Below are 19,985 nucleotides of genomic sequence, written 5' to 3' on the forward strand. Positions count from 1 at the left end.
CGGTTGAGGTCGCTCGATGGGCCGGCCCGACTAGTGGGTGCGACGGTTCAGGAGTGCGACCACGTCCTCTTCGCGGAAGCGTCGATGGCCGCCCGGGGTGCGGATGGAGCCGAGGATGCCCGAGCTGGCCCAGCGTGCGACGGTTTTGGGATTCACATTGAACATCGCCGCCACCTGGCCGGGGGTCAGGGTGTGCTGGCTGGCGAGTCCCGGGGTGATGTAGGTGGACGCGGTTGTTTCGATGCTGGTCACGTTTCCCCCTGAAACGATGGTGCCCTGTCGGTGCGCCACGGTTTGGCGAATCGGCCCGGCACGTGATGGACGCGTGTTTCATGAATACACGCAAATCGCCCAGGTACTCGAACCGTCAGCCGCAGGTAAAGAGCGTGCAAAGGCCCTCGACGTGCAGGTCTTCGAGGGGTGCCAAGTACTCTGAGGTGGTGAGTGAAGCGCAAGACCCTGCCCCCGGTACACCTACGCCAAGCGGCCGCCCCGCGGCCCTGGCGGTCGCCCTGTTCGGTTACACGGTCGCGCGCATGCTGCTCGTCGTGGTCATCGCCGCGGTCATCCTCTTCGGCGGAAAGCTCGTCGGTGTCGACGTGCCGTTCCTCGTGGCCGCCGTCTTCGGCGTGCTGATCGCGCTCCCGCTTGGCATGTACCTGTTCAAGTCGCTCAGGCTGAAGGTCAACGGCGAGATCGCCGCGATCGAGGCCGATCGTCGGGCCCGCCACGACGACCTCCAGTCGCGCCTGCGCGGGGACAAGTGAGGTCGTTCCGAACGGGGCGTCCCGCATGAGGCCGACGCGGGTCGTCGATCATCGGGGAGACCGCGCCTGGGCGCAGAACGCGGTACGGCTGATCGAGGCCGACGCCCGGCGCAGTGCCGACACGCATTTGCTGCGGGTTCCGTTGCCCGCGTGGTCGCGATGGTCCGGGCCCGACGGCGAGGCCGGTGTCGACCTGTACCTGAAGGACGAGTCGACACATCCGACCGGATCGCTGAAGCATCGTCTGGCCCGGTCGCTGTTCCTCTACGCCATCTGCAACGGCTGGGTCACCGAGGGCACGCCCGTCATCGAGGCGTCGTCGGGCTCGACGGCCGTCAGCGAGGCCTACTTCGCCGAGCTGATCGGCGTGCCGTTCATCGCGGTGATGACGTCGAGTACGTCGCCGGCGAAGACCAGGCTGATCGAACGGCACGGCGGCCGTTGTCATTTCGTCGAACATCCCGGCGAGGTCTACACCGAGGCGTTGCGCCTCGAGGCCGAGTTGGGCGGGCACTTCATCGACCAGTTCACGATGGCCGAACGGGCCACCGACTGGCGCGGCAACAACAACATCGCCGAATCGATCTTCGCCCAGATGGCCGACGAGGAGCACCCGGTCCCGACGTGGATCGTGGTGGGCGCCGGTACCGGCGGCACCTCGGCGACGCTCGGCCGCTATGTGCGGTACCGGCGCCACGACACCTGGCTCGCGGTCGTCGACCCGGAGAACTCGGTGTTCCTGCCGGCGTACGAGACCGGAGACGGAACGCTCACCGGTGAGATCGGTTCGCGTATCGAGGGAATCGGCCGGCCGCGCGTCGAGCCGTCGTTCATCTCCCAGGTGATCGACCGGATGATCGGCGTTCCCGATGAGGCCTCGATCGCCACCACGCACCGGTTGTCGGAGATGCTGGGGCGCCGCGTCGGCGGGTCGACCGGCACCAACATATGGGGTGCGTTCTCCCTCGTCGCGGAGATGGTCGCCGATCGCCGGGCCGGCAGCATCGTGACGCTCCTGTGCGATCCGGGTGACCGCTACGCCAACACCTACTTCGACGAGAAGTGGATCGCTGCACAGTCTTTCGATCTGGACCCGGCGAACGCGATCCTCGATGAGTTCCTCGCGACGGGACGCTGGACGGCTTGAGCCCCGAGCCGCACCAACCCGGTGAGCTACCATCCGGGGGGTGCCGACCGAAACCGTGCGTCCACTCGTCGAGGCCGTCGACCTGGTGCGTGAGTACCAGATGGGTGAGGAACGCGTCCGCGCCCTCGACGGACTGAATCTGACCATCGACGGAGGGCAGTTCGCGTCCATCGTCGGTCCCTCCGGCGCGGGCAAGTCCACGCTGCTGCACATCCTGGGCGCCCTCGACACCCCGACGTCGGGCCGGATCTCCATCGACGGAGTCGATCTCGGTGCGCTCGACGACACCGCCGCGTCGGCCTTCCGGCGCCATCGCGTCGGCTTCGTCTTCCAGTTCTTCAACCTCGTCCCGACCATGTCGGCGTGGGAGAACGTGGCGCTGCCACGACTGCTCGACAACCAGTCGCTGCGCAAGGCCAAACCGCGCGCCGTCGAACTCCTCGAGCAGGTGGGCCTCGGCGACCGCGTCGACCACCGGCCGTCGGAATTGTCCGGCGGACAGATGCAGCGCGTGGCCATCGCCCGGTCGCTCATCATGGACCCGACGATCCTGCTCGCCGACGAACCCACCGGCAACCTCGACTCCAAGACCGGGGAATCGGTGCTGGAACTGCTCGCCGACGTCGCGCACGCCGCGCCGGATCGACTGGTGGTCATGGTGACCCACGACCCCAAGGCGGCTGCGTTCGCCGACACCACGATCACGGTGCGCGACGGGAAGATCGCGGAGTGAGCGACACCCCGCCGGCTGAGCAGCCGACCAGCGCAGCGAGGAGGCGTGTCGAAGCCCTGCTCGCCGGCTTCACCCGTATCCGGTTGCTCAACATCCGCGAGATCCGCACCCACCGACTGCGGCTGTTCACCTCGCTCGCGGTGGTCATCGTCTCGTCGGCGCTGCTCGTCGCTGTTCTGGGGACCTTCGGTTCGACCTCGGAGTCGGTGCGCGCGTTCAACAATGCGATCTCCGGTTCGGCCGATCTCGAGGTCGCGGCGATCGCCGACAGTGGCGTCGACCAGTCGTTGGCCGGGCAGATCCGCCGCGACGTCGACCGTGTCAAAGCCGTCGTACCGATGATCCGCGGGTCGGTCGTCGTCGACGAGTCGGCGATCCCGCTCATCGGTTCCGACCAGCGCGTCACGTCGCTGTCGGGGAGCCTGCGATCCGCCGTGCAACAGGAGAACTCCGCCTCGATCGACTTCGACCGACTGCGCAACGGCGTCTTCGTCGGACCGGGACTCGGCCTCGACGTCGGGCAGAAGCTGACGGTCAACGGCGTCGACGTCGAGGTGCTGGAGGTCGTCGACAACGAGCAGGCGGCCGGACTCAACAACGGTCGGTTTCTGTTCGCCTACCTCGACCTCGCGCAACGACTCGTCGGGCTGGAAGGACGGCTCGATTCGATCCTCATCGTCACCGAACCGGGCGTCGATGTCGGTTCGGTGCGCAAGCAGGTCGAGGAGATCGTCGACGGCCGGGCGGTCGTCGTCGATCCGGACTTCCGCGCCAAACAGGCCGAGGTCGCGAGTTCGGTGACGCGCGACGCGACGCTGCTCGTCTCGCTGGTGTCGCTGGTGATCGCGGCGTTCCTGGTCTTCAACACGATGAACATGGCGGTGGCGTCGCGGCGCGGTTCGCTCGCCATGATCCGGGCGTTGGGCGCCAAACGATCACACCTCGTCGGTGACATGCTGGGCGAGGCCGCCCTGATGGGTCTGGTCGGTGGTGTGGTCGGTATCCCGTTCGGAATCCTCGCCGGCCGCGCGGTCATCGCGAGCCTGCCCGATCCGCCGCCCGACACGGTGGGCACGGTCATCAACTATCACCTCCCGGGGTACGCGCCCGTGGTCGCGGTCCTCGCGTGTGTGATCGCCTGTGTCGCCGCCACATCGCTGGCCGCGCGGTCGGTGTTCTCGGTGTCGCCGGTGGAGGCGATGGCTCCCGTCGAGGTGTCCGACGCGTCGAGACGTCGCGGCCCGGTGGTCGTGATCGCGGCGATCGTGGGTGTCGCCGGGTTGATCGCATCGTGGGTCATCGTGGCCACGGTGCCCGGCCGGCCGGCGATCCTCGCCGGTGTCGTCTATCTCGTGGGTGCGCTGCTGGTGTGCTTCGCGTTGTCGAATCCGTTGACTTGGCTGGTGGTTCGGGCCGCCCGCTGGTTCCGCGGACCGGGTCAGCTGGCGTCGGTCAACACCGAGCGCGCGCCGCGTCGGGCGTGGGCGACGCTCATGACGGTCGCCGTGGCGATCGCCGTGGGCATGGGGACGTCGGGTGCGCTGGACAACCTCGTCTCGTCGATGTCGAAATCGCTGGACGGCCTGGGCGACCCGGACTTCTACGTGTCGTCGTCCTCGTCGGCGAGCCTGCCGCTGGGTCCGATCCTGCCGCCGTCGATCCGCGGCGAGGCCGCGAAGGTGCCCGGGGTGACCGAGGTCGTCGGCGGTCAGTGGGCTGCGGTCAACATCGGCGAGAGCCGAGCGAATGTGCAGGGTCTGGAACCCGGGTCGCGAGCGCCGTTCATGCGGAAGGCGACGCCGGAGTCGGTCGAGCAGGTGCTCGCCGGGAACGGCATCCTGTTGTCGAATGTGCTTGCGCGCGTGCTCGATGTGGGTGTCGGAGACACGGTGACGCTGGCGACGCCGACCGGTCCGCACGACGTCATCGTCCGGGACACCGTCGACTACGTCTCCGTGGACTCCGGGGTCGCCGCGCTGTCGCAGCAGCAGCTGGGGGAGTGGTTCGGACGCGAGGGCGACACCTACCTGCAGGTGATCACCGCACCGGACGCCGACCCCGAGCAGGTGCAGAAGTCGCTCGAAGCGCTGGTCGCGGAGGTTCCGACCACCGGCAACAAACCCATCAGCGTCTACACCGGTGCGGAAGCGCTCGCCGCCACGCAGGCGACCGTCCAGCAGGCGGGTTCGTTCACGGTGGCCATCCAGTGGATCGTCGCCGGCGCCGCCGCGATCGCGCTGCTGAACACCCTGCTGCTCTCGGTGATCGAGCGTCGTCGTGAGTTGGGTGTGCTCCGGGCGATGGGTGCCTCGCGGAAATTCATCTCGCGCATGGTGCTCGCCGAGGCCGCCGCGGTCGCGGTGGTGGGTGCCCTCGTCGGCGTGGTCCTCGGTGCGATGATGCATCTGTTGAGTGACCGAATCCTCAGTGTGACAACCTCATTGACGGTGATCTACTCGCCTCGACCGTCTGCCGCGATGTTCGTCGCGATCGCGGTGGCGCTGTGCCTGGTGGGCGCGTTCCTACCGGCCGTGCGCGCAGCGCGGATGAACATCAGCGAGTCGATTCTGAACGAGTAGGTCCTGCCCGGTGCTGCTGATTTCCGTATGACGTTGTGCCCGGAATCCGGGCACAACGTCATACGGAGAAAACTCACGACCCGATCAGGATTCGGGCGGCGAGGAGCATCGTCAGCCCACCTCCGATGACCGCCGTCCATCGTCGACCACGGTCGCCGACGAGCGCTGCGCCGAGGAACGAACCGCCCGCGGCGAGAACCAGTTGCCACGCCGCCGAGCCGATCAGTACGCCGAGAACGAATGCGGTGCCAGAGGCCGCCGTGGGTTCGACGACCGCACCGCCGGCCACGAGAGCGGCGAAGTAGATGACCGTCGCGGGGTTGATCGCCGTCACGCCGAACACGCTGACATAGGCGCGGCCGGCGGTGCCGAAGAGGCGTGAGGGCCCGGCATCCGTTGTCCCGCTTCGGCTTCGCCAGCCCGATCGAAGCATCATCGCGCCGAGGACCAGAAGTACGAGGCCGGCCACCCAACGCAGGGGTGTCGCCACACTTCCGACAGCGGCGGTGACTGCACTCCCGCCGATCACCGCCAAGATCGCGTAGAGGGCGTCGACAGTCGCGGCTCCCAGGCCGCCGCCGGCTGCGACCCGCCACCCGCGGTGTGCGCCGGTCATCACTATGAGTGCACCGACGGCACCGACCGGAACCGCGACCGCGAGGCCGGCAACGATCCCACCGAACAGTGCGGTGATCACGAGTGTGCTGCCGAATCCTCCCTGCAGAGGTTCTGCTGCTGCGCGCAGGGCGGGTGCTCGTCGGCGGACCATCCAGCGGCGGTAGGAGTCGTCATGAGCCGTGACGGTAGCAGTGCGACGCTTCGAACGCGCCGTGAGTCTCGTGGTCAGAGCCGTGGCGTCCCCAGATCACCATGGCATTCAGCGGTGCGTCGACGTTCGGTATCGCGGCAAGGATGTTGCGACCGGCTGCTGCCACCTCATCTGCTCGGCGTGGTCGTCGAGCACCTTTTTCTTGGGGCAGTTTGATCCGGTAGGCGGATCAAACTGCCCCAACTTCTGGCGGAGTCTGTCTCAGGTGAGTCTCCCTGTTCGGACCTCGTACTCGATCTCGTGTCGAACCTGCTCGGCGATGTCCTGCGCCACGTCATACGGAGCTTGTTTCCATCCGTTGTGGTGCTGCCAGTCGAAGATCGCGTCGTCGTAGCGACGCCGGAACTCCTCCTCGAGGCGTTCTTCGCGGTCGAGTTCGGGGAAGCGCGCGGCGAGGTCCTTGAGGGTTGTGCCCGGCGGTGACTTGAGCGCGGCGATGATGTGGGGCTTCAGTCCTTCGAGTTCACTTGACATGGTTTGAATACCTGATTCTGCTAGCGGTCAGTGGCTCGCGCCAGCCCATCCAGGGCTGGGGCTTTGATGTTGACCGTCGGGCGACGCAAGCGTTCTCTCGCAGGGCCGATCGTCAAGCGTGTCGTAGTCCTCGAGAGCCGTCCAATCGCCGAACACGTTCACAGTGGGCTGGTTCAGCGCCCCCTTTTGGTCAACCGGAGGGGCGATGCCGGTGCGCCGGTAGGTGAAGAGCGCGCGAAGAATGGGTTTGGGGTTTGGCCCCGTGCTGAAGGTGCAGACGGCCGCTCTGCCGAGCTGATCGGTCGGGGTGGGCGAGGCGTGACGTTGATCTCTCGGTTCGTCTGCTCGCCGCACGGTGTCGGGGAAATCGACTGCGAACAGGTACGTCGTTCGTGGCTCGATGTTCAAGGTGGGTATGTTGTTCACTCTCAGAGTCCAAAGCTCCTGGGCTGCTTCGACGTATCCAGGGGGAACCAGTGCTTGCATCGCGGAGCTGCCCAGATAACTGAAAAGAACGTCGGTCTCGGCTATCGCACGTACGAAGGTTCCGTCCGGTGATTTGAGGTCGAGCGCACGGGTCGGGATCCATCGGAAAGGGAACTGTGACGGGTCTGCACCTTGAGCCGGCGGGGGGCCGGTTAAAGGGAGGTCGTTGGTCTGTGCGTCGCCAGAACAACTGACCATCGGCAGCAGCAAGAGCGCGAGAATAACTGAATAGAAGGAGCGCATTGTTTTTTGTTCCTCCGTCAGCCGACCGGTTTTCCGCCCGGGACGAGTGGAAGCGTGCCTGCCTGCGGTGGTGGTCCGGGTTGGTCGGGTGCGCCGACACCGAGATCGAAGTTGCTGTCGAAGCCCTGTGACATCTGCTCACTCATCCACTTCGTCCACTTGCCTCCATTGGCCTTGTCCCACTCGATCAGCTGTTCGTAGTTTGGCCGGCCTTTTTCGTCGAAGCCCCCAGGGAACTGGTCTTGAAGGGAGGGGTCGGTGGATGCCGCACCAACGAAGTATGCGAACCGAATGGCCTGTGGATCAGTCAACGCAGGAACGTTCACCGAGGCGTAGCGCGCCCTCTCCTCTGCGGTCATTGAATCGAGGTCAGGCGGTCCACCGAACAGTCTCTGTTCGACTTCAGGCGGGACCAGAGCATTGAGCGCGGCTCCGTAGGTGCTCACCGAGGCGACATACCTCAGCATTGTTGCCGCATTCAGCTTGTCCTGATAGTCGCCGACGCGGTCCTTGTATGCGGTCTCGGACAGGTGCGCGATTTCCTCGTCCATGCCATCTCGCATCGCATCCGCCAGGAGTCCGGCAGCCACGCCGAGCTGGGGAAGGTCATGTGCTCCTGCCTGGTACGCCATCGCGAGCTGCCACTGCGCACCGGCCTGGTTGATGATCGCAGCGGCCGCCGGGTCCGAGTCCAAGGCTCGGAAGACGTTCTTGAGCTCTCCTGCGGTCAGTTCTCCGGCACCGTACGTGGGAATACCGGTGGACCCGGTGAATGAGTGCGCGTAGTCGCCGAGGTAGGGGGCAAGCGCGCCCGCCAGCGTCTGTGCGAGGTGCGGGCTGTTGACGCCGAGGTTTCCGCCGATCGACATGTTCGACTCGGCGCCGAGGTACTTCCCGAGTGCGGTGGCGGTGTCGGCGGCCGTGCCGGCGTAGTAGGAATTCTGTGGATTGCCGGCGTCGGAACCGACCCACTTGAAGAGATTGTTGACGTTGGTAGCGTTTTCATCCCACTTGTGGCCGAACAGCGCGTCCAGATGACTGTCGGCGTTGAATTTGCCTCCGTCTGAACACGTTACGTCCATATTTGATCCAGTGACGAAGTCATGGATTGCGGCCTTGTCCGGACTCGCGACTCCGATCATCTTGTCAAGGAATCGGGAGGTCTCTTCGGGGGTCATGATCACGTCCCCGAAAGCCCTGCGAGTCGGGTCGCCCTCGAGTGATGCGGTGATCTCTGCCGCCTGCTTCAGGAAGGCCCGGTCGATGTCGGTACCCATTCGAAGCGAATCGTCGCCCGCCAGGAGAAGGTCTGCCAGCGCGTCGAACTCGCCAAGACGCCTGACCACGGAACCGTGGGCGGAGGGGGCTGTCTGCGCGGGCTTCTCGGTGAGTAGCGTCCGCACGTTGGTCGGCAGGACCGCCATCCCGCCGGCGTCCCCGGCGTCGGTGGACACAGACGGATTGCTCATGATCTGCATTCCGTTGGCGAGCAGGTTTCGAACTGCGGCACTCTGCTCCCCGGTGCCAGGCAGTCCGGTGATCTCCTCGACGGACATGCCGTCCATCCCGCGGAAAAGAGTTCGAAGGAAGTCGTATTGTCCCTGCGGGATGTTGACAGGTTGACCCGCATGCAGCGCCTGTAGTTGCTCCGGTGTCAGGTTCCCGGCGGCGAGCGCGTACATCTGCTCTTGGGTCAGGCCACGGCCGTTTTCCCAGTTGTCCAGGATCTTCGCTGCGCCACCGGCACTCAAACCTGCTGCGGGAGGCGTTAATTGGTCGAGCACGCCGTTTGCGCCCCGGATCGCTGCCGCGATGTCGGTATCGGCCGTGTCGAAATCTCTTGCAACCCCCTCCATCCAGAGTGTCGCGTTCTCGGCGATCCGCGCACGGGTGGCCTTCAACGTTTCGAGTGCGGTGAGTTGCTCGTCGTCTCCGGCGGCTGCGGATTCGGCAAGCGCATAGTTGTATGAGTCGGTGACCTTCCAGTTGTCCGCCACCGAGTAATCGTTGTCCTCGTAGGCCGTCGCGGTCAGCTTCAGGTTGCCTGCCAAGGACGACAAATCGGTGTGCCCGGTGGTGATGGTATTGGCGAGGGAAGTGAAGGTTGCCGACACCCGCATCAGTTGGGCGTGTTCATGGTTGGCGCGAGTGACCGCGGCGTTCTTCGCGCCGCCGGACCAGTCCAGGCCGGTGATCGTGTCCCGTGTCATCCGGGCATCGGAAGCGGTGTATTCGGCGTATTCGGTCAGATCTTCAGCGAGTGCCGGCATCTTGTCGAAGTTGAGCTCCGCGACGATCGGCCGGGTGGGGTAGACCATCAGCCGGGCTGCCCCGGCAGCGGCTGGTTCAAGTCACCCAGGCCAGCAAGTCGTTTCGCCGAGGTGACGTCGGTTCCCTCGTAGGTGTCGGCCGACTCGTTGAGGATCGATTCCCAAGCAGCCCGCCGGCCGCCGAGCGTGGCCAAGGCCGACATAAGGGACGTCTTTGTCTCAGCGAGGGCTGTGCCTGTGTCGAGTTGGTCTAACCCCGCAGCCGCGGATGTGACAGCGAGCCCGGCGGATGTCGTCGGAGGTGGCCACACCGGCCCGAATCCGATCACCGGCGCGAACTGTGACGCCGCTGCCCGCAGCTCTTCCGGATCAACCTTCGTTGTCATCGCAAACTCCCCCCGCAGTTTGTTGCATGCTAGCCGACTGCGGACTGGCTGTTGCGCAACCATCCACAGGCGAAATCGACTGTCAACAAATCTTGACAACGGAGGCGGTGTCAACATAACCTGACACCATGCACGCCGACCAGAAGACCGAAACGCCGGACGACGCCCAGGGCGCTGACCTCGCCGGAGACGCCGCGAGCAGTGACCCGGGGAAGGGCCTGGCAGCGGTTCGAGCGCTGCGCACGTTGGCCGACCGACTCGAAGAAGTTCAGGTCGCCAACGCTCGGGCCAATGGCTGGAGCTGGCAGGCGATCGCCGAAGTGCTGCAGATCAGCCGGCAGGCCGTGCATCAGAAGCACTCACAACGTGAGGTCCGCGAGGGCGGACCCGAAGGAGTCAAAGATGTTCGAACGATTCACTCGTGATGACAAGATGCTGCTGGCTTTCGCCACGCAGGAGGCCGCCGACCTCGGCCATCGGCAACTCGGCAACGACCACCTCATCCTGGGCATGCTCTGCAACGCCCGGAGTCCGCTGTTCTCGATCCTCGCCGATCAGGAGCTGACCCTGGCATCGGCGCGGGAAGTGGTGCGCAAGTACCACGACGAGCACGCCGACCAGGCCGATGTGACGGACACCGACGACGAGTCGGCGCGCCGGCGCTACGAGGAGGACCGGGAAGCGCTGCGCAGCATCGGGATCGACCTCGACAAGGTCCGCGAAGCCGTTCGCGGACGATTCGGTGAGGACCTGTCCGACGGCTGGGGCGAACGCCCCGGACGGGGGCCGGGCCGACGAGGAGGGCCCGACGACGGTCGTGGGCACGGCCGAGGACGTGGACGCCGGCACGGACACGGTCATCATGGACCGCACCGTGCCCGCGGACCCCGCCCCGATTGCGGGCCAGAAGGTTTCGACCCGCGCTTCGGCCCCGAGGGTGCCGGCGGCTTCGGACCCGGACCGTTCGGCCCCGGCGGCGAGGGACCCTGGGAACCGGGTCGTGGCCGTCGTGGTCCGCGCGGGCGGGGTAACCGCCCCCGGTTCGCGTCGGACACTCGCGCAGTGTTCGCCCGGGCGGTCGAGATCGCCCGCGAACGCGGCGACCGCCAGCTCCGCGCCGAGTACCTGCTGCTCGGCATCATCGACACCGCCGACGAGGCTTCGCGGGCGCTGATCGAATCGGCCACCACCGCAGATGAACTCAAGGCCGCCGTGTGGGCGAGCCTGCCCGAGGTCGACGCGGAGGTCTGATTCCCGATACGAAGAAGCCCGCCCCGGAGCAGATCCGGAGCGGGCTTCTTCGCCGGCAGACTATGAGGTCAGTGCCAACGCCACCGCGGTGACGACCGCCCACGCCAGCATCGCCTTGCCGGTCGTCCCGATCGACGGGATCAGCGCCGGACCCTGCGCCCCGGTGCGGACCGGCGTGTACGCCTGCCACAGCAGTGGGAACGTCAACAGCCCGACGAGCGCCCACGGGGTCGCGAAGGCCAGCGCCACGCTCATCACGAGCGGGGCCATCAGCAGGACGGCGAAGAGGATTCGGGTGCGGGGGTCGCCCAACCGGACGGCGAGGGTGATCTTGCCGCTCTCGGTGTCGGAGGGGATGTCGCGCAGGTTGTTGACGACCAGCACGCTGCAGGAGACCGCGCCGACACCCACCGCGCAGGCGAGGCCGACCAGGTCGACGCGGTCCGACGTCACGAACTGGGTTCCGAGCACCGCGACCAGACCGAAGAACACGAACACCGCGACCTCGCCCCAGCCCGCATAGCCGTACGGCCGCTTACCGCCCGTGTAGAACCAGGCACCCGCGATGCACACCGCACCCACCACGACCAGCCACCAGGCCGTTGCGATCGCCAGCACGAGACCGCACACCGCCCCGATGCCGAAGCAGATGAACGCCGCGGCCTTCACCGAACCCGGGGACGCCAGACCCGAGCCGACGAGGCGCAACGGACCGACACGGTCGTCGTCGGTGCCGCGCACACCGTCGGAGTAGTCGTTCGCGAAGTTCACGCCGATGATGAACGCCACCGCCACGACCAGTGCGAGCCCGGCCTTCCACCACGAGATCCCTCCCCATCCCGAGGTGCCGTGGAGCGCCGCTCCGACGCCGGCCACGACGGGCGCCACGGCATTGGGGAGAGTCCGCGGGCGTGCGCCCTGAATCCACTGCGATGCGGTTGCCACGGATCGATCCTGCCACGCCGCCGGATCGCCGCCGACCACCCCATCAGATGTCGCGCATCGTTGCGACGCGCGACACGATCGGCGACATCTGCGGCCGGCCTCAGTAACCCGGAACCGTACCGACCTGCGGATACGTCTGATGAGAGTGCGTACTCCACCGAAACTGCGGGCCGTTGCCCTCGAACACGACGGTGTCATCACCGCCGGCGAGGCACGCGATCACGGACTGGATCGCTCGGCGGTGCACCGTCGGGTGGCCGCCTGCGAATGGGTCCGTGTCCGACCCCGGCTGTACCGACTCGCCGACCACCCTGTGACCGACCGCACCACAACCCGGATCGCGACGCTGTCCGTCGGTCCCTCGGCGATCCTGTCGGGACTGGCGGCGGCATGGTGGCATGGCATCGTCGACGACCCGCCCGCGACGATCACCGTCACCGCTCCCCGCGGACGGCACGGTCCACCGGTCAAGGGGGTGCGCATCATCAACCGGTCCCTCGACGACGCGGATATCCTCGTCCGAGGAGACCTGCGGGTCACCGGAATTGCGCTGTCGGCGCTCGAAGGGGCGGTCGAACAGGGGGCCGGGGTGATCGACTCGGCGCTGCAACAGCGTCGGATCACCGTCGATCGACTGGAGGAGGCCTACCGACGTCGGTACCGCTGTGTCGGAGCCGCCGAGATGGGACCGATGGTCGAATTGCTGGAGTCCGGCGCACGATCGGCCGCGGAGCGGCTCGCGGTGACGATCCTCGACGACGCGGGGATCGTCGGCTGGGTCGCCAACCATCCCAGTTGCGGGTACGAGATCGATCTCGCGTTCCTCGAGCAGATGGTGGCGGTGGAGCTCGACGGCTTCGCGTTCCACCGGGACGCCGGGACGTTTCAGAACGACCGCACCCGACGGAACGCGCTGATCGCGGCCGGCTGGACTGTTCTGAACTTCACCTGGAGTGACCTGACGGAACGGGCCGGCTACGTCGCGTCGACCATCCGTCAGGCGATCAGCGTCGCGGCTTGACCGCAGTTGTCGCGAAAGGTGTTGCGGCCCGACACGATCCGCGACACCTACGAAGAGAAGCGACGCCGCAACTCGCGCCGGTCGGGTTTACCCGGACCGCGCAGCGGCAGCTCGTCGACCTCGATGACCTCGCGCGGCGCCGCAAACCGGCCGAGTCGTTCGGCGACCGAACCACGAATCCGGTTGGCGTCGAGGAGCTCTCCGCGCCGTGCGACGACCACCGCGACGACCTTTTCGCCGAGACGGTCGTCGGGGAGCCCGACGACGACGCATTCGGCGACCGACGGGTCCTCGGCGATCACGGCCTCGACCACCTGCGGCACGACGATGAGTCCGCCGGTGGAGATCGCCTCGTCGGCGCGCCCGACGATCGACAGGACACCGGCGTCGAGGCGACCGAGGTCGTCGGTGCGGAACCAACCGGACTCGGCGAAGGTGGGATGATCCGGCAGATTCCGGTAGCCGTGGGCGACCATGGGGCCGCCGAGGATGACGCGACCGACACCGTCGGGCGACGGCTCGTCGATGCGGATGGAGACGCCGTCGAGCGGGATGCCGTCGTAGACACAACCGCCTGCGGTCTCACTCATCCCGTAGGTGCGGACGATGGGGAGTCCCTCGTCGACGGCCCGGTGCAACAGGGGAGCGGGGGTCGCCGCACCGCCGACGAGCAGGCCGTCGGCGGAGCGCAGCGCGGCGGTCGCCCGTGGTGAGTCGAGGACCTTGATCAGCTGCGTCGGCACGAGTGAGGTGTAGCGACGGGGCCCGTCCAGCCGCTCGAGCGCATCGGCGAACGCGTCGGCGTCGAAGCCCACAGCCAGGTCGAGGACGGCGGGTGTGTGTCCGGAGGCGAAGGCCCGCAGCAGGACCTGCAGTCCGGCGATGTGATGCGGGGCGAGGGCCAGGAGCCAGTTGCCCGGGCCGCCGAGGCGGTTCGCGGTCGCCCGCGCCGACGCGGCCAGCGTCGCCGGGGTGTGCTGAGCCCCTTTGGGAATGCCGGTCGACCCCGACGTGGAGACCACGAGCGAGACCTCGTCGGCGATCGGCTCACCCACCGCCAGCGCTTCGGTCAGAAGCGCTGTCTCGCGGGCGTCGTCGGGGGTGGGGACGATCGCGACCGAACCGTCGAGCACCGCCAGCAGCTCGTCGCGTCGGTCCACGACCTCCGGCCGAGAGGGAAGGGAAAGGGCGCGAAGAGTTCTCAGGACTCGGCCCGATTCGCGTCGGGTCCGTCGAACGGCCAGCCCGACGATTCCAGGTGACGGCGCACGCGGGCGATGTCGTCCTCGTGCGGTAGCTCGCGGGTGACCTTGGTGATCGCGACGGCCGCGTCGATCTGGGAGATCGGCTCGGGAGGTGGCGGCGACTGACGAATCAGCCGCGACGACACCTCCTGCACCTCGTCTTCACTGAGCTGACGGCGCAGGAGGGCGACGAGTGGAATGTAGTCGCCCTGGGGTACGCCGTCGGGATATCCGGTGCGCAGCCATTCGATGATGCGGTAGAGCAACTGTGGGCGGTCCACTCCTCACCCCCTTTCTTCGACGGGACGCAGGTGCGTCGGGCGCGTTGCGGTGACGCGGATGCGTACCCACTCAGCGTGATTGTAGGTTTCGGCGCCACGCGGTCGGTCCTCGGTGTCTGCGGAGCGCGATGTCAGGCTCGGCTGGACACCAGCGGCCAGCCGACGGCGGCGAGACGTCCGGCGACCTGGTTGACCTCTTCGGGCGTCGGGGGTTCGCTGGTGACCCGCTTGATGGCGTCGCTGATCTGGTTCTCGGTCACCGGTTCCCGGGGGCCGTACTCCTTGACCAGTTGCAGTGCGACGGCAGTGACCTGCTCATCGGTCAGCACACGCGTGAGGAGCGCCATCAGGGGCGGGAAGTCGGTGCGCGAGACACCTTGGGGATAGCCCTTGCGAATCCAGTTGATCACCGATTCGAAGAGCGGGGTTTCACTGCTCATGATTGATCGCGTCTCCGGCTCTTGCACATCTGGAACAGCTGTTTACCCGGGTGGGGTCACTTGTAACCAAACGGGAAGAGCTTGATGCCGGTGTGGAAGTAGAGGGTCTGCCGGGTGATCCACAGCAGCGCGGTAAGGATGACGAGTGCGACGACGGCGAAGATCGCGTAGCTCAATACGCGCATCGCCGGGTTGCCCTTGATGACCGAACCGTCGATGACCTCGTCGGAACCCTGCTCGTGGACCCGGAGGCCGACCGCGAACAGTGCCGGGAGGCCGGCGCCGAAGATCAGGCCGACGACCAGCACCTTGGCGATCGCCTCGACGATGTCCATCTCAGCAGGGTCCTCTCGTGTGCTCGTGTTGTGGTCGGCCCGTGACGATCAGGCGGACCGGGCGGTGGTGTCCGGGGTGGCCCCGGGATCGGTCGGCAGCACCGAGCCGGTGGTCTCGTCCCAGTCGTCGTTGACGTTGCCCGCGTCGACCTTGTTCTGCTGCGCGCGCCGGTACATGTAGGCCGACGCCGCGATGAGGAGGCCGAAGATCGCCGCTGCGCCCGCGACGTCGCCGAGCAGGTGGGCGATGTAGAACGATGCCGCGCCGACGAGTCCGGCCGCGGGCAGGGTGGTGAGCCACGCCACGGCCATCCGGCCGGCGACAGCCCAGCGGACCTGTGCGCCGCGTTTGCCGACGCCGGAGCCGAGGATCGAACCGGTGGCGACCTGCGTGGTGGACAGCGCCATCCCGGCTGCGCTGGAGGTCAGGATGATCGCCGCGGATGAGGCCTCGGCGGCCATGCCCTGCGGGGAACTGATCTCCACCAGGCCTTTTCCGAGGGTGCGGATGATGCGCCAGCCGCCGAGGTAGGTGCCGATCGCGATGGCGACGGCACAGCTCGCGACGACCCACAGGGGGAGTCCGTGGCTGACGGTCGAGGCGTCGAGATGGCCGGTGACGATCAGGGCCATCGCGATGACGCCCATGGTCTTCTGCGCGTCACCGGTGCCGTGGGCGAGCGAGACCAGTGAGGCGCTGGCGATCTGGCCGTATCGGAAACCCTGTTCCTTGCGGCTCTCGGCGAGGTGACGGGTGATCGTGAAGACGAGCCAGGTTCCGCAAGCGGCGACGAGGCAGGCGATCACCGGGGCGAGCAACGCGGGCACGATGATCTTGCCGAACACCCCGTGCCAGTTCACGCCGGAGAGCCCGATGGCGGCGATCCCGGAACCGATGAGGCCGCCGAACAGGGCGTGCGAGGAACTCGACGGCAGGCCGAAGAGCCAGGTGAAGAGGTTCCAGAGGATGCCGCCGATGAGTCCGGCGAAGATGATCAGCAGCGCGGTCGTCGGGGTGATGCCGGCGACGATCTCGCCGGCGTCGGGGCCGGAGGTCTGCTGGATGTTGAGGACTTCTTTGGTGATGGTGGCGGCGACCTCGACCGAGAGGAAGGCGCCGACGAGGTTGAGGATGGCGGAGAGTCCGACGGCGACTTTCGGTTTCAGGGCGCCGGTGGCGATCGAGGTGGCCATGGCGTTGCCGGTGTCGTGGAAGCCGTTGGTGAAATCGAAGCCGAGGGCCGTGATCACCAACAGCACCAGGATCAGCATTTCGCCGCTCATATTTTCATCATGAGGGCTGGGCATCGAAATTCCTAAACGTCTCGGCACGGTTTCGTGGGGATTCGTTGTCTCCTCGGCGTGTCGCGCTTGTTGTCGCAGTTCAGCACCGGTGTGTCGTCCGTCGCTCTCCGGGGCGAACGAACGCTCGGCCGGGCATGGTGGAACCGGCGGTCGCTGTGGAAGAATCCGACGCCATGACATCGATGAAGCTGGGCATGCCGATCAACTACGCGGGCGACTTCCGCGAGACCATCAACAATCTCGCCGACTTCGAGGCTGCGGGTGTGGAGCGGATCGCGGTGCCGGAGGCCTACAGCTTCGACGCGGTCTCCCAGCTCGGCTTCATCGCCGCGAAGACCGAGAAGATGGAACTGCAGACGGCGATCCTGCCCATGTACTCGCGCACCCCGACCAATCTCGCGATGACCGCGGCCGGCCTCGACTACATCAGTGGCGGCCGCGCGGTGCTCGGCATCGGGGCGTCGGGACCGCAGGTCATCGAGGGCTTCCACGGCGTGAAGTACGACTACCCGCTGGGCCGCGCGCGCGAGCACGCGGAGATCTGTCGCATGGTGTGGCGCCGCGAGAAGCTGAACTACCAGGGCAAGCACTACACCCTGCCGCTCGACGAGGAGCACGGCGGTTCGGGACTCGGTAAGTCGCTCAAGATCATCAACCATCCGGTCCGTGAGAACATCCCGCTGCTGTTGGCCGCCATCGGGCCGAAAAACATCGAGCTGGCCGCGGAGATGTTCGACGAGCTCCAGCCGATCCTGTTCCACCCGGAGCAGATCGACGCCGCATTCGGCGAGTCCCTGGCCGCAGGCAGGGCCAAGCGCGACCCGTCGCTGGGCGAGCTCGGCATCGTCGTGCAGGCCACCGCGCGGGTCTCCGATGACCCGGAGCAGATCAACAACGCCAAGGAACTCGTCCGCCACCACGCCGCGCTCTACATCGGCGGCATGGGTGCCCGCGGCAAGAACTTCTACAACCAGCTCGCCATCCGGTACGGCTACGTCGACGAGGCGAAGCTCATCCAGGACCTCTACCTCGACGGCAAGAAGGTCGAGGCCGCCGCGGCCGTCCCCGAGGAGCTGGTGAACGCCATGTCGCTCATCGGTTCCAAGTCTCAGGTCGCCGAGCGCGTCGCCGCGTTCCGTGCGGCCGGAGTCACCTGCATCCTGGCCTCGCCGACCGCGCCCACGCACAAGGAACGGGTCGCCGAGGTCGAGGCGTTGCGCGACGTCTTCGGCGGCTGACCCCGCCCGGCCGGTCCTCGGCGGTCGCGGAACCTCTCAGTCAGAACACCCCAGTACGGCGGCCTTCGCGAGGCCGCCGTACTGGTATGTGTACACCGCACCCCAGAGCACCGGGTTGGGGCTGTAGTCGCGCGGGAGCGCGTGCATGACGACGTCGCCGCCGAAACACTGACCGAAGATGAACCGCGCCCGCACCAGGTGGTAACTCCAGCTGACGACTATGACGTCCTGCCAGTCGTGGCGTCGCGCCATCTCCTGGACGAACATCGCCTCGCCGCGCGTCGTGGAGGGTTTCGGTTCGAAACAGGTGACCGTGATCTCCGGGGTGCTCGCCGAACACACCCGCGGCATCATCGAATCCTGTTCGGTGTAGGGCCGATAGGGGTCGGAGATCAGTACGTGGTCGGCGTAACCCCTGCGCGCCAACTGGATTCCGTAGTCCTCGCGGCCGTCGTGTTCGCCGCCCAGGACGACGATGGCGTCGGCCTTGCGAAGCGGGTCGTCGTGGACACGCGTGAACAGCTGGTAGCCGAGCACGCCGCCGACGGCCACGGCGACGAGGACTGTGCAGAGCAGCACCCGGATCAGACGTTTCACCGCAGTGATCGCAACCTGTCGTCGACGACGGCCCGACCGGCGGCGGACCCGGGCTGTCGCAGTGGCTCGCGGGTTCCCGAATTCCGCAGGGCCACAACGAGGAACACCAGCATCAGCGACAGATCGGTCACCGAGACGGGGATGGACACCGTGCTGAAGTCGAGTTGCATCCCGAGCACGAAGAAGGCGATGAAGCACCCGCCGTACAGGGCGACCTCCGGACGGGACGAACGCAGGCAGCGATAGGCGAGGTAACAGGCGTAGATCATGATCGCGGTGAAGACGATTCCCACGATCAGCCCGCCGCGGTACACCGAGAGCAGCGGTGCGTTGGCGACGTAGTTGATGGTGAACGCCTTCTCGGGATCCTTGAATTCGGCGATGCCCCAACCGTGTCCGAACAACCAGTGTCCGCTCATCTTCTCCGGGAACTCGCGCAGGGCGTCGGTGCGTGCGGCGGAGCCGGTGTCGCCGTCACCGAAGGAGGAGAAGATCCGTCGCCGGGACGCCGGGATCGCCGACAGCAGAGCCATTCCGCCGACCAGCGTGCCGACGAGCGCAGCCCGGCCCCGTGCCGACATGGTGTGGAAGGCGAGCATCAGCAGCAGGGCCAGCACGACGGAGAAGATCGCCGCGCGGCTCAGGGTCAACGCGACCGCTGCGAACAGGACCGCCGCGATCATCGAGCGACGGTATCCGTCGAACACCAGCAGGCTGATCATGAGTGCCGCCAGGAAACCGATCCCCGCGGCGTTCGGGTCGATGTAGGTGCCCGACAGACGAGCCGTCACCGACGCCCCGTCGAAGACGAACCGGCCCGCCGACGACGCGTCATAACCGAAGGGGGACAGAAGATCAAAGGTCCGGGCGGACTTGTCGACCGTCTGCATCGCGAGGCCCACCGCGGCCGAGGCGGCCGATGCGACCACGAAGACCTGTCCGAACGTCCGCAACTGGTCGGCGCGCAACCGCAGCAGCGCGACGACGAGGAGGATCGCGCCCGACCACTTCACGTACTCGACGATGTCGTCGATGCTCTGCAGGGTCGCCACCACGGACAGTCCGGCGACGCCGACGAAGGCGATGAGTGCGTACTCGAGCGGGGTGAAGGTCGTCACGTCGCGCGGGTGGATCACGGTGGCGAGCAGGACCGCCATGGTGAGAGTGAAGATCAATGGTACGGGCGTACCGGGAACGTAACCTGCGGGAAGCAGGGCGACGATCACCGCGAGTGCCCACAACAACCACGTCGGATGCTGCAGTCCTATATATGATCCCGCGATCAGGGCGATTCCCAGAAATGCCGCGGTCGCGACGGACTCGCCGGCGAGAAGGCAGCCGAAGGTGCCGGCCGCCACCACGGCCACGATCGCGAGTGAACGCACAATCCCCACGCGGGAATCATTACATGAAC

Annotated in this window: 22 protein-coding genes; 8 read left to right on the plus strand and 14 right to left on the minus strand. The window is 66.8% G+C overall.

All coding sequences use genetic code 11. The features are described 5' to 3' along the window. Positions 1-30: 30 nt before the first annotated feature. Complete coding sequence (locus GOALK_RS09390) at positions 31-252, minus strand: BldC family transcriptional regulator (RefSeq protein ID WP_006435233.1); 222 nt, start codon at positions 250-252, stop codon at positions 31-33. A 188-nt stretch (positions 253-440) separates the two neighbouring features. On the opposite strand from GOALK_RS09390, the gene GOALK_RS09395 reads away from it, so the two are divergent. Genes GOALK_RS09395 through GOALK_RS09410 form a run of 4 tightly spaced genes read left to right on the plus strand, consistent with a single transcriptional unit; the run spans position 441 to position 5,226 of the window. Continuing rightward, positions 441-767, plus strand: a complete 327-nt coding sequence (locus GOALK_RS09395) for a DUF4229 domain-containing protein (RefSeq protein WP_040004095.1) — start codon at positions 441-443, stop codon at positions 765-767. Positions 768-792: 25 nt separating this feature from the next. After that, entirely contained in the window at positions 793-1,914 is a 1,122-nt protein-coding gene (gene cds1, locus GOALK_RS09400; RefSeq protein WP_006358573.1) for an L-cysteine desulfhydrase Cds1, read from the plus strand. A gap of 40 nt (positions 1,915-1,954) precedes the next feature. Next, on the plus strand, positions 1,955-2,647 hold the full coding sequence (locus GOALK_RS09405) for an ABC transporter ATP-binding protein (protein ID WP_006358574.1): 693 nt from the start codon (positions 1,955-1,957) through the stop codon (positions 2,645-2,647). Beyond that, entirely contained in the window at positions 2,644-5,226 is a 2,583-nt protein-coding gene (locus GOALK_RS09410; RefSeq protein ID WP_006358575.1) for an ABC transporter permease, read from the plus strand. Before GOALK_RS09405 ends, GOALK_RS09410 begins: the two co-directional genes overlap by 4 nt. A gap of 73 nt (positions 5,227-5,299) precedes the next feature. Here GOALK_RS09410 and GOALK_RS09415 read toward each other — a convergent pair whose 3' ends face one another. From GOALK_RS09415 to GOALK_RS23880, 5 genes are all read right to left on the minus strand, one after another. Next, on the minus strand, positions 5,300-5,995 hold the full coding sequence (locus tag GOALK_RS09415) for a LysE family transporter (RefSeq protein WP_050918664.1): 696 nt from the start codon (positions 5,993-5,995) through the stop codon (positions 5,300-5,302). A gap of 261 nt (positions 5,996-6,256) precedes the next feature. After that, complete coding sequence (locus GOALK_RS09420) at positions 6,257-6,529, minus strand: hypothetical protein (RefSeq protein WP_006358577.1); 273 nt, start codon at positions 6,527-6,529, stop codon at positions 6,257-6,259. A 27-nt stretch (positions 6,530-6,556) separates the two neighbouring features. Continuing rightward, the gene (locus GOALK_RS09425; RefSeq protein ID WP_006358578.1) at positions 6,557-7,258 is read right to left on the minus strand and encodes a hypothetical protein; all 702 of its coding nucleotides are present in this window, start codon (positions 7,256-7,258) and stop codon (positions 6,557-6,559) included. 17 nt (positions 7,259-7,275) lie between these two features. Continuing rightward, on the minus strand, positions 7,276-9,576 hold the full coding sequence (locus GOALK_RS09430) for a TPR repeat domain-containing protein (RefSeq protein WP_006358579.1): 2,301 nt from the start codon (positions 9,574-9,576) through the stop codon (positions 7,276-7,278). After that, positions 9,576-9,731: a hypothetical protein gene (locus GOALK_RS23880; protein ID WP_157139144.1), complete on the minus strand. Its 156-nt coding sequence runs from the start codon at positions 9,729-9,731 to the stop codon at positions 9,576-9,578. The genes GOALK_RS09430 and GOALK_RS23880 overlap by 1 nt, the downstream gene beginning before the upstream one ends. A gap of 311 nt (positions 9,732-10,042) precedes the next feature. Between GOALK_RS23880 and GOALK_RS09440 the strand changes: the two genes are divergently transcribed. Then, entirely contained in the window at positions 10,043-10,339 is a 297-nt protein-coding gene (locus tag GOALK_RS09440) for a helix-turn-helix domain-containing protein (protein WP_006358581.1), read from the plus strand. After that, positions 10,317-11,165, plus strand: a complete 849-nt coding sequence (locus tag GOALK_RS09445) for a Clp protease N-terminal domain-containing protein (protein ID WP_006358582.1) — start codon at positions 10,317-10,319, stop codon at positions 11,163-11,165. The genes GOALK_RS09440 and GOALK_RS09445 overlap by 23 nt, the downstream gene beginning before the upstream one ends. Positions 11,166-11,225: 60 nt before the next feature. On the opposite strand, the gene GOALK_RS09450 is transcribed toward GOALK_RS09445, so the two are convergent. Next, positions 11,226-12,110: a 1,4-dihydroxy-2-naphthoate polyprenyltransferase gene (locus tag GOALK_RS09450; RefSeq protein WP_006358583.1), complete on the minus strand. Its 885-nt coding sequence runs from the start codon at positions 12,108-12,110 to the stop codon at positions 11,226-11,228. Positions 12,111-12,255: 145 nt separating this feature from the next. Between GOALK_RS09450 and GOALK_RS09455 the strand changes: the two genes are divergently transcribed. After that, on the plus strand, positions 12,256-13,131 hold the full coding sequence (locus GOALK_RS09455; RefSeq protein ID WP_006358584.1) for a DUF559 domain-containing protein: 876 nt from the start codon (positions 12,256-12,258) through the stop codon (positions 13,129-13,131). A gap of 47 nt (positions 13,132-13,178) precedes the next feature. On the opposite strand, the gene menE is transcribed toward GOALK_RS09455, so the two are convergent. From menE to GOALK_RS09480, 5 genes are all read right to left on the minus strand, one after another. Then, on the minus strand, positions 13,179-14,291 hold the full coding sequence (gene menE / locus GOALK_RS09460; protein WP_006358585.1) for an o-succinylbenzoate--CoA ligase: 1,113 nt from the start codon (positions 14,289-14,291) through the stop codon (positions 13,179-13,181). A 41-nt stretch (positions 14,292-14,332) separates the two neighbouring features. After that, entirely contained in the window at positions 14,333-14,656 is a 324-nt protein-coding gene (locus tag GOALK_RS09465) for a DUF3349 domain-containing protein (protein WP_006358586.1), read from the minus strand. Between the two features lie 131 nt (positions 14,657-14,787). Then, positions 14,788-15,096: a DUF3349 domain-containing protein gene (locus GOALK_RS09470; protein ID WP_006358587.1), complete on the minus strand. Its 309-nt coding sequence runs from the start codon at positions 15,094-15,096 to the stop codon at positions 14,788-14,790. Between the two features lie 56 nt (positions 15,097-15,152). Continuing rightward, entirely contained in the window at positions 15,153-15,431 is a 279-nt protein-coding gene (locus GOALK_RS09475; RefSeq protein ID WP_006358588.1) for a hypothetical protein, read from the minus strand. Between the two features lie 48 nt (positions 15,432-15,479). After that, complete coding sequence (locus GOALK_RS09480) at positions 15,480-16,715, minus strand: inorganic phosphate transporter (protein ID WP_164905343.1); 1,236 nt, start codon at positions 16,713-16,715, stop codon at positions 15,480-15,482. A 194-nt stretch (positions 16,716-16,909) separates the two neighbouring features. Here GOALK_RS09480 and GOALK_RS09485 point away from each other — a divergent pair, with 194 nt between their 5' ends. Further along, positions 16,910-17,974, plus strand: a complete 1,065-nt coding sequence (locus GOALK_RS09485; RefSeq protein WP_006358590.1) for an LLM class F420-dependent oxidoreductase — start codon at positions 16,910-16,912, stop codon at positions 17,972-17,974. 36 nt (positions 17,975-18,010) lie between these two features. Here GOALK_RS09485 and GOALK_RS09490 read toward each other — a convergent pair whose 3' ends face one another. Both GOALK_RS09490 and GOALK_RS09495 read right to left on the minus strand, forming a co-directional pair. Beyond that, complete coding sequence (locus GOALK_RS09490) at positions 18,011-18,571, minus strand: YdcF family protein (RefSeq protein ID WP_006358591.1); 561 nt, start codon at positions 18,569-18,571, stop codon at positions 18,011-18,013. Further along, positions 18,568-19,965 (minus strand): O-antigen ligase family protein, encoded by a 1,398-nt coding sequence (locus GOALK_RS09495; protein WP_006358592.1) that lies wholly within the window; start codon positions 19,963-19,965, stop codon positions 18,568-18,570. Before GOALK_RS09495 ends, GOALK_RS09490 begins: the two co-directional genes overlap by 4 nt. Between the last annotated feature and the right edge of the window lie 20 nt (positions 19,966-19,985).

It is taken from the genome of Gordonia alkanivorans NBRC 16433, assembly GCF_000225505.1.
Classification (GTDB): Bacteria; Actinomycetota; Actinomycetes; order Mycobacteriales; family Mycobacteriaceae; genus Gordonia; species Gordonia alkanivorans.

Bases quoted from the DNA above. Each gene is read 5' to 3' on its own strand.
- cds1 (WP_006358573.1), top strand. From the start codon at position 793: ATGAGGCCGACGCGGGTCGTCGATCATCGGGGAGACCGCGCCTGGGCG.
- GOALK_RS09415 (WP_050918664.1), bottom strand. From the start codon at position 5,995: ATGGTCCGCCGACGAGCACCCGCCCTGCGCGCAGCAGCAGAACCTCTG.
- GOALK_RS09420 (WP_006358577.1), bottom strand. From the start codon at position 6,529: ATGTCAAGTGAACTCGAAGGACTGAAGCCCCACATCATCGCCGCGCTC.
- GOALK_RS09425 (WP_006358578.1), bottom strand. From the start codon at position 7,258: ATGCGCTCCTTCTATTCAGTTATTCTCGCGCTCTTGCTGCTGCCGATG.
- GOALK_RS09430 (WP_006358579.1), bottom strand. From the start codon at position 9,576: ATGGTCTACCCCACCCGGCCGATCGTCGCGGAGCTCAACTTCGACAAG.
- GOALK_RS23880 (WP_157139144.1), bottom strand. From the start codon at position 9,731: ATGTCGGCCTTGGCCACGCTCGGCGGCCGGCGGGCTGCTTGGGAATCG.
- GOALK_RS09440 (WP_006358581.1), top strand. From the start codon at position 10,043: ATGCACGCCGACCAGAAGACCGAAACGCCGGACGACGCCCAGGGCGCT.
- GOALK_RS09445 (WP_006358582.1), top strand. From the start codon at position 10,317: ATGTTCGAACGATTCACTCGTGATGACAAGATGCTGCTGGCTTTCGCC.
- GOALK_RS09470 (WP_006358587.1), bottom strand. From the start codon at position 15,096: ATGAGCAGTGAAACCCCGCTCTTCGAATCGGTGATCAACTGGATTCGC.
- GOALK_RS09475 (WP_006358588.1), bottom strand. From the start codon at position 15,431: ATGGACATCGTCGAGGCGATCGCCAAGGTGCTGGTCGTCGGCCTGATC.
- GOALK_RS09480 (WP_164905343.1), bottom strand. From the start codon at position 16,715: ATGAGCGGCGAAATGCTGATCCTGGTGCTGTTGGTGATCACGGCCCTC.
- GOALK_RS09485 (WP_006358590.1), top strand. From the start codon at position 16,910: ATGACATCGATGAAGCTGGGCATGCCGATCAACTACGCGGGCGACTTC.